A 12,179-nucleotide genomic window follows, 5' to 3' on the forward strand; every position below is an offset into this window, starting at 1 on the left:
CTGCTGGAACCCCTCACCGCACAAGGAGTCCCGATGAGCCGCACGGCTACCGAGACCACGGCAACCACCGGGCCGGACCTCTCCGGCCGCAACCGCAACCTGGGCCTGGCCCTGCTCGCCTTCACCGTGACGTTCTGGGCCTGGAACATCATCGGTCCGCTCGGCGTGCGCTACACGGGACAGCTCGGTCTGTCCGGCAGCCAGAAGGCACTGCTCGTCGCGACGCCCGTGCTCGTCGGGTCGGTCGGCCGCATCCCCGTCGGTGCGCTCACCGACCGGTTCGGCGGCCGCCTCATGTTCCCCCTCCTCACCCTGGCCGGCGTGCCGTTCGTCCTGCTCGTCGCCGCCGCCGGCAACGCCCGGTCGTTCGGGATGCTCCTGCTCGTCGGGTTCTTCCTCGGCATCGCCGGCACGACCTTCGCCGTGGGCATCCCGTTCGTCAACGCCTGGTTCGCGGCCGACCGCCGCGGCTTCGCCACCGGCATCTTCGGGGCCGGCATGGGCGGCACGGCGCTCTCGGCGTTCTTCACGCCGCGCTTCGTCACGTGGTTCGGCTACACCCCGACCCACGTCATCCTCGCCGCCGCGCTCGTCGTCACCGCCGCCATCTGCTGGTTCGGCATGCGCAACTCGCCCGCCTGGACGCCGAACACGGACCCCGTCGTGCCCAAGCTCACCGCGGCCCTGCGGCTGCCGATCACGTGGCAGATGTCGTTCCTCTACGCCGTCGCCTTCGGCGGCTTCGTCGCCTTCTCGACGTACCTGCCCACCTACCTCAAGGACGTCTACGCCTTCGACCTCACCGCCGCCGGCACGCGGACCGCCGGGTTCGCCGTCGCCGCGGTCCTCGCCCGTCCGCTCGGCGGGATCCTCAGCGACCGCATCGGTCCGCGGGCGGTGCTCGGGGTCTCCCTGGCCGGCACCGCGGTCCTCGCCGTCGTGCTCGCGTTCCGGCCCCCGCTCGAGCTGCCGGCCGGGATCGCGTTCGTCGCGATGGCGTTCTTCCTCGGGCTCGGCACCGGTGGCGTCTTCGCCTGGGTCGCCAAGGCCGCGCCGCCGGCGCGCGTCGGCAGCGTCACCGGCCTCGTCGGTGCGGCCGGTGGGCTCGGTGGCTACTTCCCGCCGCTCGTCCTGGGCGCGACGTACGAGAAGGTGCTGCCGGCCTACGGTGTCGGGCTCGTCCTGCTGACGATCGTGGCCGTGGGTGCCCTTGCCTTCTCCCAGCTCGGGATCCGCGAACGCACCCGCCAGGACTGAAGACCGCGTCCCGAACGGCTGCGCGGCTCCCAGCGGGCGTGCAGACTCGTTGTCGAGACTCGGGACACGCCACGACGGTCCCCGCGGAGTCCCGGCAGGGCCGGTCCCGGCCCGCGCAGACCCGGGCCGCCAGTTCGCCGGCGGACCATGAGCGCACGAGGAGCCGAACCGTGACCCACCTGCTCGACAGCGCCATGCAGCAGCTCCTGGCCGCTCCGACGTGGCTCGTGCTCGTCGTCGTGGCGCTCGTCGTCTTCGCCGAGGACGCGATCTTCGTCGGCTTCGTCGTTCCCGGCGAGACGGTCGCGGTCCTCGGTGGCGTCGCGGCCTCCGTCGGCCACGTGCCCTACGTCGCCGTGCTCGTCGTGGTCGTCCTCGCCGCCATCGCCGGCGACAGCGTCGGCTTCGAGGTCGGCCGCCACCTCGGGGTGCGGGTGCTGAGGCTGCGCGCCTTCGACCGGCACCGCTCGCGGATCGCGGGCGCCCAAGAGCTGCTCGGCCGCCGGGGCGGCATCGCCGTCTTCCTCGGCCGGTGGACGGCCTTCCTGCGCGCCGTCATGCCGGCCCTGGCCGGGATGTCGAAGATGCACTACCCCACGTTCCTGACGTGGAACGCCGCGGGCGGCATCGCCTGGGGCGTGACGGTCGTGACGATCGGGTTCGTCGCCGGTCACTCCTACGCCAGGGTCGAGTCGTACTTCGGTCGTGGCGCGGCGGTCGTCGTGGCGGTGCTCGTCGTCGTCGGCGTCGTCGTGTGGCAGGTGCGCCGGCGCCGCGCCGAGCGTCGCGAGGAGGTCGGCGACGCCGAACGCGGATGACGTTGATTCGTCGCACCCGTGCGCGAGCAGATACCTCGAACCGATCGCCCACCCTCTGAGTGGAGGTGATTCGTCGCACCCGGGCGCGAGCAGATACCTCGAACCGATCGCCCACCCTCTGAGTGGAGGTGATTCGTCGCACCCAGGCGCGAGCAGATACCTCGAACCGCAGGGAGGGGCCGGGAGGGGGAGGGCAGGCCGCAGGAGGAGACCGCTAGGGCTTGCGCCACACCGACACGTGCGCCTCGCTCGTGGCCGTGAACGGCGTGCCCGCCCAGTCGGCCCACCGGGACTCGAGCCGGAGCCCCGCGAGCTGGGCCATGAGGTCGCACTCCGCCGGCCAGATGTAGCGGAAGTGCCCGACGTCGTGGTGCACGGTGCCGTCGGGGAGGGTGCGGTAGTGGTGCGAGGAGCACTCCTGGCTGACGACGTCGTAGGTGTCGAAGACGAGATGGTCCTCGCCGATGCTCACCGGCACGGCCTCCTGTCCGGGTGTCAGCCGCTGCAGTGCCGGTACCCACAGGTCGATGACGAACCGTCCACCGGGGCGCAGGTGCCGCGCCGCGTTGCGGAAGCACTGAACCTGCTCGGCCTGGGTGCGCAGGTTGGAGATGCTGTTCCAGACGAGGTACACGAGCCTGTAGGCGCCCGCACCCGGGGCGACGCTGGTGGCCATGTCCCCGACCACCACCGGGACGCGTCCGTCGGGATCCTTGGCGCGCAGCCGCGCGGCCATCGGCTCGGACAGCTCGATGCCGTTGAGCGGCAGGCCGCGGTCGGCGAGCGCGAGCGCGACGCGCCCGGTACCGACGGCGAGCTCGAGCACGGGCCCCTCGCCGGCGAGCCGCGCGAGGAGGTCGACCGTCGGGCCCAGGACCTCCGGGCTGAAGTGGTCGGCGGCGTCCGCGTCATAGGTCGCCGCGGTCTCCTCGGTCCACACGTCGCTGCTCGTCACGCGGGCCAGTCTCGTCGCCGCGCCGCATCCGGGCCACGGGTTTTGTGTCGGCGGCGCGGCGGCCGGCTCCGGACCCGGCATACGAGCGCGAGCCGGGCGTCGGCCCTCAGGCGCGGTTGAACAGCCGCGACAGGAAGCCGCCGGCCCGGGCCGGCCGTTCCGGCTCGTGACCGCCGCAGCGCTCGCCGACGGGAACGGTGCGCATGACCTCGTCGACGTGCTGGCCGCAGCCGGCCCACGTCGTCTTGCCGCACGTGCGGCAGGCGGTCGGACGGCACATGGTGGTCCTCCTCCGTTCACATACCCACAGGGGTATTGCCTCGACACGATGGACGATAGCGACAACCGGCGCAGCGCGCCAGTGCTCACGCCCGCTCCACGAGGGCGAGCCGCGAGACGCCCGTTCGACCGCCGGTCACCGCCGGTCGGACGGGCAGCCCTCGCGCGACCTCAGCGGGAGCGGCGGCTGCCGGCCCGCGTGCCGGCCGAGAAGGCGGCGGCGCTGCCGCCGCTGCTCGTCGAGTAGACGGTCGTCGAACCGCCTCGTCGGCCCGGCCCACCGGACCGGCCCGATCCGCCCGAACGACCGGACCCGGTCGAGGCCGCCTGACCGCGCTGGCCCGGCTGGCCGCCCGAGCGACGTCCGCCCGACCGGGAGTCCAGATGACCGGCGTCGGCGCGGCCCCGGCCTCCGGGGCGACCACTCCCCTGGCTCGAGCCACCCGGCGCGCCGGAGCCCTGCGCCGCGCGACTCCGACCCCGGCCACGACCACGGGCAGGGGTGTCGGCGGACACCTGGCGGGCGGGGCGCCCGGTGGACGGACGCGTCTCCTCCCGGACGAGGGCTCCGGCGAAGGACCGCGCACCCGGCGCGAGCTGCTCGAGCAGCGGGTGGCCCGGCGCGACACGCGTCGTCGTCGGTCTGATCCCGGCCTTGCGGGTCAGGTCGCGGACGTCGCGCACCTGCTCGTCGAGCATCATCGTCACGACCGTGCCGGCGTTGCCCGCACGCGCGGTGCGACCCGAACGGTGCAGGTAGGCCTTGTGCTCGACCGGCGGGTCGGCGTGGATGACGAGCGCGACGTCGTCGACGTGGATGCCGCGGGCCGCGATGTCCGTCGCGACCAGCGTCTGGGCGCGGCCCGAGTGGAAGTCGTCCATGTTGCGCGTGCGGGCACCCTGGCTGAGGTTGCCGTGCAGCTCGACGGCCGGAACTCCCGACGCGTTGAGCTGCTTGGCGAGCCTCTTGGCCCGGTGCTTGGTGCGCGTGAACACCACCTTGCGGCCGGGCGCCGCAGCGAGGTCGAGGATGACCGGCAGGTGCGCGCCGTCGTCGACGTGGAGCACGTGGTGGCTCATCGTCGAGACGGGCGACTGCGCCGAGTCCGCCTCGTGCGTCACGGGATTCGTGAGGAACCGCTTGACGAGCACGTTGATCGCGCCGTCGAGCGTCGCGGAGAACAGCAGGCGCTGCCCGTCGCGGGCGGTCTTGTCCATGATGCGACGCACGCCGGGGAGGAACCCGAGGTCGGCCATGTGGTCCGCCTCGTCGAGGACGGTGATCTCGACGGCGTCGAGGAAGACGTGGCCCTGCTGCATGAGGTCCTCGAGGCGGCCCGGGCAGGCGACGACGACGTCGACGCCCCGGCGGAGTCCCTGGACCTGCGGGTTCTGGCCCACACCGCCGAAGACGGTCTGGGAGGTGAGGCCCAGGGCCGCCGCGAGCGGGGTCATGGCGGCCTCGATCTGGGTCGCGAGCTCACGCGTCGGCGCCAGGACCAGGGCCCGGGGACGACGGGACTGGGGCCGGCGGCCGGACTGCGCGAGGCGCGTCAGCACCGGCAGCAGGAACGCGTACGTCTTGCCGGAGCCGGTGCGACCGCGCCCGAGCACGTCGCGTCCGGCGACCGAGTCGGGCAGCGTCGCCGCCTGGATCGGGGTCGGAATGGTGATGCCGAGGTCGTCGAGGACCGCGACGAGGGAGGTGGGCACGCCGAGGGCGGCGAAGGTCGTGTCAGTGGACACCGGTGGGACTCCAAAGGTCAAAGGGTCGTTCTGCCCGGCGCGAGGGCCTCGGTCGTTGAGGGTCGCGGCGCAAGAGCGAATCGACGGGCCGGCGCAGGGCACCAGGCCGAGAAGAGGCGACCCGAGGCAGAACTGGGCGGGTCGCTCCGACCAGTCTACCCGCCGCGCGCCGGTGTCCCGACCACGCCTCCAGCGTGCGGCTCGTCCTCGCCGGCCGGCAGGTCCCCGAGGGCCACGACGTCGTCGGCGACGTCCCGGACCTGTCGCCGCAGCCGCCCGCTGGTCCCACGCAACACCGCGAACGCCTCGTCGACGGCCACGGCGTACCGCGCCGTGAGGATGCCGACCGCGGTCCCGATCCGCCGGCTCGCGTCCAGGGCGTCGATCGGGCCGAGGGCGTCCCCGTCGCGCTGGCTCGGTCCGAGGGCCAGGGCGAGGAACGGGGCGAGCATCGCCGCCGTGCCGAGGTCGCCGTCGTCGAAGGCCTGCGGGGCCGAGGCGTAGAGGCTCAGGGCGACGCGGTGCCCGTCGGGGACGGCCAGCCGGACGCTGAGCATGCTGCGGATGCCGAGCACGTCGGCACACGGCCCCGAGAACCCGGGCCACCGCCGCTCGACGCACAGGTCGCCGCTCGACACGGCGGGCGCGGCCCCGACGGGCTCGAGCGAGGGTCCCTGGCCGGTGCGGGACTGCAGGGCGTCGACGGCGGTCGCCACCGGGCCGGTGGCTGCGGTGGTCCGCACCGGGGAACCCGGGCCGACGACCGTGACCGCGGCGTGCTCGGCGTGCGGCACGAGCCGGGCGGTGAGGTCGACCAGCCGGCGCGCCACCGCCACGGAGCCTTCGTGCTGCAGGAGCCCGTCGACCTCGCCGACGTCCGCGTCGAGAACCTGCGCGTACTCCCGTGGTGGTTGCCGTGTCATCGTCCACCCCCTGCCCCGCAGGCGAGCAGCTGCTCGCTCCCCGACCACACTGGCACGTCGCCCCGCCGCCGTACACGGTCAGCCGGTGTGCACAGGGGGGCCCATGGGAGCGGTCGGCGTACAGCAGGTGATGTAGGCGCGGCTCGGGCGGCCGGCGGTGCACCCGGCGCTCGCGCCGCCGGACCATAACGGTATGAACGCGCCGGTTCTGACTTCGCTGGGACACGCGGGACTGCGCATCGACGCCCCGCACCTGACCATGCTCTGCGACCCGTGGATGTCGCCGCAGGGCGCCTTCCTGGGTTCGTGGTTCCCGTTCCCGGACAACTCGCACCTCCTGCGGCCCGAGGTGCTCGACGCCGACTGGGTCGCGATCTCGCACGAGCACCTCGACCACCTCGACCTCGACCTGCTCCGGATCCTGCCCGAGAACGTGCGCATCGTCATCCCGCGCTACCCGGCGCCGGAGATGCTCTCGCGCATCCGCGCCGCCGGGATCCGCAACGTCGTCATCGAGCTGGACCGCTGGGAGCGGCTCGCGCTCAACCACCACGGCGACTGGATGACCGTCATCCAGGAGCAGTCGCCGATGTGCCACGACTCGGCGATCCTCGTCCACGCCTCCGGGCACGCGATCCTGCACACCAACGACGCCCGCCTCACCGTGGCCCAGCTGCGGCGCGTGGTGGAGGAGGCCGGCCGGCCGCTCGACCTCATGGGCGTGCAGATGTCCGGTGCGTCGTGGCACCCGATCTGCTATGAGTACCCGCCGGAGGTCGTCGCCTCGATGAGCGCCGACAAGCGCCTCGGCAAGTTCAAGTCGGTGAGCCGCCTGCTGCGCGCGGCCCCGCCGAGGATCGTCATGCCCTACGCGGGGCCGCCCTGCTTCCTCGACCCGGCGCTCGCGCAGCACAACGACCGGATCGCGCCGCCCGGAATCTTCCCGGACACCGCGCAGGCCGCCGCGTTCCTGCGGTCCCGGCTGCGCGACCAGCGAGTCGTGCGGCTGCTGCCCGGGGACCGCATCGACGTGGGGACGGGGCAGGTGCGGCCCGACCCGCACTGGGCGGGCTTCAGCCTCCTCGGCGACCGAGACGAGATCGCCGCGGACGGCCGGCTGCCCGACGACCTGCACGCGTACCTCGACGACTACGCCCGGCGTCGGGCCGGTGACATCGAGGCCGTCTACGCCGCCTTCCCCGACCCGCCCCGCGGCAGTGGCCTCGCCCAACGGTTCGTCGCCCACTTCGAGCAGCTCGGGACGCTGTCCGACTACTTCCTCAACCGCATCGCCATGACCGTCCGGTTCGTCGTGAACGGCGCGGACGGCGGCACCTGGGACGTCGACCTCGGGCCGTCGAGGTGCCGCGTCGACCTGACCGCGAGCAGCTCGCACCCGGGGTACCGCATCACGGTGGAGGCGCGCTGGCTCGACGCCGTCCTCACCGGCCGGGTCCGCTGGGAGGACCTGTTCCTGTCCCTGCGCATCTCGGCCTGGCGCGACCCCGACCGGTACAACGACTACCTCGTCGGCCTGCTCAAGCATGCCGACGCCGCCGCGCTCGACGAGGTCGAGCGCTACGAGACCGAGCGGGACCCCGAGGACACCGTGAGGCTGGCCGAGCGGTGCGGGGACGGCGCGCGCGACTGGGAGGTCAGCCGCTACTGCCCGCACGCCGGCGAGGACCTGGCACACGGGGCCGTCCTCCGCGACGGCGTCCTGCGGTGCCTGGCCCACAACTTCGAGTTCGACCTCGACACCGGTGAGTGCCTCAACGCCCGGTGCGACCCTCTCGTCACGCGGCGGGTCGGATCTCGGGTCGCCGCCCGGTGACGATGTAGCGGGCGGTCAGGGCGATGATGCGCAGCGTCGCCCGGAGGGTCGGGCGGCGCAGGAAGGTCAGGTCCGTGGCCACGCGCCGCGGCACCAGCTGCTCGAGGTACCAGCGTTCCACCGCGCCGGGGTCGGACGGGTCGAAGCCGTCCTGGGACGGGGGGACGCTGACGTCGTCGCGCAGGGTGATCTGGGTGGGTCCTGTCAGCCCCGGCGTCTCGTCGAGCACCCAGGCCACCTCCGCCGGGTAGCGCGCCGCGAGCGCCGGGGTCTCCGGACGGGGCCCCACGAGAGTCATCTGTCCGCAGAGGATGTTGACCAGCTGCGGGAAGCTCGTCGAGGCTCGTGCTCCGAAGCAGCCGTCCCGGGCGGGTGACGCGCGGGTCGGCGCGCCGGGTGACCTCGGGCCCGGCGGTGTCGACGCGCATCGTGCGGAACTTGTACAGGGTGAACGGCTGCCGGCCTCGGGTCAGCCGGACCTGCCGGAAGATGACCGGGCCGGGGCTCGACAGGCGCACGGCGACCGCCAGCACGAGGAGCACCGGCGAGAGCACGAGCAGGCCCGTGACGGCCACGGCGAGGTCGAGCGTCCGCCGCTGCCACGAGATCGCGCCGACGCGCGGACGCCGCTGCGCTGCGGCCGAGCCCGTGCCGCCGGCCCGCCGGGCAGCCGACGTGGGTGGCGTGGGTGGCGCAGGCGGTCGCCGGCCCACCACGGCGGAGGTGGACCGCTCCGGGACGGCGTCGTGGATCGTCATGGTTCACCCCGTTCCCGACGCGACCAGCACGCCGCTGAAGATGGACACTGCCGCTGCGACGTCCGTGTCGAGCCCGACCTGCAGGTGCGAGGGCGTCATGTGGGTCCACAGCTCGGCCCCGCGACGCCGGCGCTCGAGGAGGGCGCGCGTGAGGTCGTTCGGCGCGAGCTGGGGGTCGGTGAGCGTGTAGATGCCGTCCTTGTACGGCTGGGCCCACGTCCAGATGTCGACGGCGTGGGCGCCGTGCGCCAGCGGGATGTCGACGTAGGTGCGGGCGTCGGCCTCCGCCGACTCCCGGGTGCCCTCGTAGCGACCGGGGTGGGCCAGGGCCTTGCGCGCCTGCAGCCGCACCGTGCCGCCCCAGCGCCGGGACGCCTCGTCCCACGCCGCGGCCATGGCGGCGTCGCGGGTCGTGCCCCACGACGCGTACTCGGCATCGCTGCGCAGGCCGACGCTGAGGTCGACGACGTCGAGGCCGCCCTTGGCGATGTAGCGGTCGATGTCCGCGAGCGCGACCGCCGGGTTGCGGAGCACCTCCCCCTGGGCGCACTTGCGACGGGCGTCGGCCGAGTCGGCGCCGACGACCGACGTCGACACCCCGGCCCAGCCGAGGCAGCCGAGCTCGGGGACGATGAGGTCGACAACGATCTTCCGGCCCGGGAGGCGGCTGTGCAGGGCTTGCGTCGTCGACGTGAGGAACGGCAGGACGGTCGTCTCGTCCGTGTCGTCCTCGTAGCCGAGCTCGTCGGCGATCTTGACCCCGGCCACCCCGGGGCGGTCGGCGAGCAGCACGACGGTGTCGAGGACCGAGGCGTAGCGCTCCGGTCCCGCCAGCCAGGCCTTGACGAGGTCGGCCTCGACCCACGCCTTGGCACCGTGCGACGCGACGGCCTCGGCGAGCGCGACGTACTGCGGCCGCAGCGTCGTCGTGGCCGAGCGCGGCGGTGTCCGGCCCGAGTCGCCCGAGCACGCGGAACCGCCGGCGAGCAGGACCAGGGCGAGGCAGGCGGCGGTCAGGGTTGGGCGGCGTCGTCTCATGCCACCCTCCCGGCGACCCGTCGCCACGCCTGCACGAGCAGCACGTCGGTGACGAGGTAGGCGGCGGCGCTGGCCCACGCGGCCCCGAGCGAGCCGTACCGCGGGATGAGGAGCACGTCGAGCACGAGCGTCACGAGGAAGCCGCCGCCGAGGATGAGCGAGTTGAGCCCGGGCCGGCCGCACCCGAGCAGGTAGCCCGACGCGACCCCGGCGGCAGGCTCGACGACGAGGCCGAGCGAGATCCACACTGCCGGCCAGACGGCATCACGGAACGCCTCCCCGTAGACGAGGGGCAGCACCACCGTGGCGCTGGCGGCGACGACGACGGCCGCGGCCGCCCCCAGCGCGAGGAGCCGGCCCACCCGCAGCCACTCCGGGTGGCGGGCCGAGCCCTCCCGCCCGGCGAACTTCGGGTAGGTCACCCACGTCAGTGCGAGCCCCGGGAGGCGGAGCAGCTCGGCGTACTTCGAGGCGACGACGTAGACGCCGACCTGCGCCGGACCCGTCAGCGCGCCGAGGACGACGACGTCGAGGCGCAGGTTGAGCAGGTTGAGGATGCCCCCGACCTGGCTGCGCCCACCGAAGGCCGCCATCCGGCGGGCCAGGGCGAGGTCGGGCCGTCCCGCCAGCCGTCCGCCACGCTCGTGGACCCGTTTGGCGATCCGCACCCACGCGTGCACCGCGACGAGGACGTCGGCGAGCAGGAGCGCCGCCACGAGCAGCCACCCGCCGCGCAGGCCGAGCGCCCAGAGCAGCACGAACGCCGGGACGAAGACGGCCTCCTCGGCGGCCGTGACGATGTTGGACCCCCGGGCGTCGCCGAGGGCCTGCAGGCACGACTTGCCGACGGCGACGGGAAGCTGCGTCGCCACGGTGAGCCCGGTGGCGACGACGACGGACGTCGTCGTCGTCGTCATGAGCCGGTCGTGCACCACCGGCGTGAGGACGAGCCACGCCGCGGTGCCGAGGAGCCCGCCGGCCGCCATCGTGACGAGCACCGTCGGCCACAGGCCGGCGTGCCGCGCGTCGGGACCGGCGACGAAGTACCCCATGGCTCCGGGCAGCCCGCAGGCGGCCACGACCCCGACGAGGCCGGGCAGGACGCGCATCAGCGCGAGGACGCCGACGTCGTCGGCCCCGCCGGTGCGGGCGACGAGGACGGTGACGAGCGCGATGGACACGAGCGCGACGAGCCGGGCGCCGACGTTGCCGACGACCGACCGCGCCGTCGCGCCGCGCAGCCGCGGACGGGACCGCTCGAGCACTCGTGCCCACGTCATGAGGAGCTCCCCACCGGCGTCCGGGCGAAGGGGCGGGCACCCGGCCTGCCCGGGTCGATCCCGGCCACGAGCCCGAGGAAGGCCCACACGTGCCGGAAGTGCAGCACCTCGTAGAAGAGGCCGGCGACGACCAGGGCGCACCCGAGCCCGAGCAGCACCTCGGGACGCGGCACGAGCCGGCGCACCTCCTCGTCCTGGGGCCACAGGGCCACCCGCCCGAGCCGGAAGGCGACGACGACGAGCAGTACGACGAGACCGAGCCCGCCGATCGCGCCGCGCTCCACGAGCGTCGCGAGGTAGTCGTTGTGCGCCTCCTTGACGTACGGCGCGGCCTGACCGCTCAACGTCGCCTTGGTGCGTCCCGGTCCGACGCCGAGCAGGTCGCCCTCGAGGTAGAGGCCGAACGTCTCGGTGGCCAGCACGGTGCGTGACCCGCTCGACTCGTCGGTGCGCCCGAGCGAGTCGCGCAGCAGCTGGACGCTGTCGCTGGCCTTCTGGCCGATGGCGTTGAGGTCGACGTGCGGTGCGCCGACCGCGAGGGTGCCGGCACCGAGGCAGGCCACCGCGACCGCGACGATGACCCCGCGTCGCTTGACGAGCCCGACGAGCAGCGTCACCACGACCATGGCGCCGAGCCCGACGGCAGCGCCGTTGGAGCCGGTGAAGACGATGGCGAGCAGGATCGTGGCCGTCGCGAGGACGCGCGACAGTCGCCGGCGCACCACGGACGTCGCGAGCGTGAGCGCGAGGCAGATGAGGAAGTAGTTCGCGCATAGGTTCGGGTCGGCGAAGGTCAGCGAGGCCCGTCCACCGTCCCTGGCGCTGAGGCCCGCCATCCAGCTGATGCCGGCGATCCGCCCGACGCAGAGCACGACGGCCCAGGCGATGCCCGACCACACCCAGGCGCGCAGGACGACGCCGAGCAGCCAGCGGTACTGCCGGACCGCGTTGGCGATGGCGGCGCTCCAGACGAGCAGGAAGCCGTCCTGGACCACCGGGAGCAGCGCGCTCTCGGCCTCGACGTGGTAGGCCGCGACCGAGCCGCCCAGCATGAGGATGGCGACCGGCAGGAGGTACGGGACCCGGACGGGGACGAGCTTGGTGCGCAGCCACGCCGCGACCGTGATGACGACGGCGAGGATGCCGACGTCGGCCAGACCCGTGTTGCCCGGCCCGCTCGGGATGAGCAGCGGCATGACGCAGACGGAGAACGCGAGGGCGACCGCCACCCGGCGGGGACCGCGTCCCTCCTGCCGTCCCGAGCCTGTCGCGCCCGTGTTCGCGGCAGTGT

Annotated in this window: 11 protein-coding genes and 1 pseudogene; 3 read left to right on the forward strand and 9 right to left on the reverse strand. The window is 73.8% G+C overall.

What is annotated here, in order from left to right; genetic code table 11:
* The first annotated feature begins 33 nt into the window (after positions 1-33).
* Both AC1VM9_RS02565 and AC1VM9_RS02570 read left to right on the forward strand, forming a co-directional pair.
* Positions 34-1,257, forward strand: coding sequence for an MFS transporter (locus tag AC1VM9_RS02565; RefSeq protein WP_481344408.1), 1,224 nt, complete (start codon positions 34-36; stop codon positions 1,255-1,257).
* Between the two features lie 170 nt (positions 1,258-1,427).
* On the forward strand, positions 1,428-2,075 hold the full coding sequence (locus AC1VM9_RS02570; RefSeq protein ID WP_483120998.1) for a DedA family protein: 648 nt from the start codon (positions 1,428-1,430) through the stop codon (positions 2,073-2,075).
* 214 nt (positions 2,076-2,289) lie between these two features.
* Here the strand turns inward: AC1VM9_RS02570 and AC1VM9_RS02575 are convergent, their stop codons facing one another.
* The 4 genes from AC1VM9_RS02575 to AC1VM9_RS02590 all read right to left on the reverse strand — a co-directional run bounded on the left by AC1VM9_RS02575 (position 2,290) and on the right by AC1VM9_RS02590 (position 5,978).
* A complete protein-coding gene (locus AC1VM9_RS02575) occupies positions 2,290-3,030 on the reverse strand; it encodes a class I SAM-dependent DNA methyltransferase (RefSeq protein ID WP_481344410.1) in 741 nt (246 codons plus the stop codon).
* Positions 3,031-3,136: 106 nt separating this feature from the next.
* The gene (locus tag AC1VM9_RS02580) at positions 3,137-3,310 is read right to left on the reverse strand and encodes a hypothetical protein (RefSeq protein ID WP_481341338.1); all 174 of its coding nucleotides are present in this window, start codon (positions 3,308-3,310) and stop codon (positions 3,137-3,139) included.
* 170 nt (positions 3,311-3,480) lie between these two features.
* Positions 3,481-5,055 (reverse strand): DEAD/DEAH box helicase, encoded by a 1,575-nt coding sequence (locus AC1VM9_RS02585; protein ID WP_483121000.1) that lies wholly within the window; start codon positions 5,053-5,055, stop codon positions 3,481-3,483.
* A 155-nt stretch (positions 5,056-5,210) separates the two neighbouring features.
* On the reverse strand, positions 5,211-5,978 hold the full coding sequence (locus AC1VM9_RS02590; protein ID WP_481344412.1) for an ANTAR domain-containing protein: 768 nt from the start codon (positions 5,976-5,978) through the stop codon (positions 5,211-5,213).
* A 193-nt stretch (positions 5,979-6,171) separates the two neighbouring features.
* Here AC1VM9_RS02590 and AC1VM9_RS02595 point away from each other — a divergent pair, with 193 nt between their 5' ends.
* On the forward strand, positions 6,172-7,812 hold the full coding sequence (locus AC1VM9_RS02595) for a Rieske 2Fe-2S domain-containing protein (protein ID WP_483121003.1): 1,641 nt from the start codon (positions 6,172-6,174) through the stop codon (positions 7,810-7,812).
* Here the strand turns inward: AC1VM9_RS02595 and AC1VM9_RS02600 are convergent.
* The 5 genes and pseudogenes from AC1VM9_RS02600 to AC1VM9_RS02620 form a co-directional block, all read right to left on the reverse strand.
* Complete coding sequence (locus AC1VM9_RS02600) at positions 7,775-8,134, reverse strand: sugar transferase (protein ID WP_483123954.1); 360 nt, start codon at positions 8,132-8,134, stop codon at positions 7,775-7,777. The two genes, AC1VM9_RS02595 and AC1VM9_RS02600, sit on opposite strands and share 38 nt — an antisense overlap.
* Before the next feature lie 16 nt (positions 8,135-8,150).
* Positions 8,151-8,570, reverse strand: a pseudogene (locus tag AC1VM9_RS02605) (sugar transferase); the annotation flags it as partial.
* 3 nt (positions 8,571-8,573) lie between these two features.
* Entirely contained in the window at positions 8,574-9,608 is a 1,035-nt protein-coding gene (locus AC1VM9_RS02610; RefSeq protein WP_481344415.1) for a hypothetical protein, read from the reverse strand.
* Complete coding sequence (locus AC1VM9_RS02615; RefSeq protein ID WP_481344416.1) at positions 9,605-10,888, reverse strand: lipopolysaccharide biosynthesis protein; 1,284 nt, start codon at positions 10,886-10,888, stop codon at positions 9,605-9,607. The genes AC1VM9_RS02610 and AC1VM9_RS02615 overlap by 4 nt, the downstream gene beginning before the upstream one ends.
* A complete protein-coding gene (locus AC1VM9_RS02620; RefSeq protein WP_481344417.1) occupies positions 10,885-12,117 on the reverse strand; it encodes an O-antigen ligase family protein in 1,233 nt (410 codons plus the stop codon). Before AC1VM9_RS02620 ends, AC1VM9_RS02615 begins: the two co-directional genes overlap by 4 nt.
* Positions 12,118-12,179 lie beyond the last annotated feature (62 nt).

The sequence above is a fragment of the Monashia sp. HAY1-11D genome (genome assembly GCF_056868035.1).

Excerpts from the sequence above, each read along its gene's own strand:
- AC1VM9_RS02565 (WP_481344408.1), top strand. The coding sequence starts at position 34 with ATGAGCCGCACGGCTACCGAGACCACGGCAACCACCGGGCCGGACCTC.
- AC1VM9_RS02580 (WP_481341338.1), bottom strand. The coding sequence starts at position 3,310 with ATGTGCCGTCCGACCGCCTGCCGCACGTGCGGCAAGACGACGTGGGCC.
- AC1VM9_RS02590 (WP_481344412.1), bottom strand. The coding sequence starts at position 5,978 with ATGACACGGCAACCACCACGGGAGTACGCGCAGGTTCTCGACGCGGAC.
- AC1VM9_RS02595 (WP_483121003.1), top strand. The coding sequence starts at position 6,172 with ATGAACGCGCCGGTTCTGACTTCGCTGGGACACGCGGGACTGCGCATC.
- AC1VM9_RS02610 (WP_481344415.1), bottom strand. The coding sequence starts at position 9,608 with ATGAGACGACGCCGCCCAACCCTGACCGCCGCCTGCCTCGCCCTGGTC.
- AC1VM9_RS02615 (WP_481344416.1), bottom strand. The coding sequence starts at position 10,888 with ATGACGTGGGCACGAGTGCTCGAGCGGTCCCGTCCGCGGCTGCGCGGC.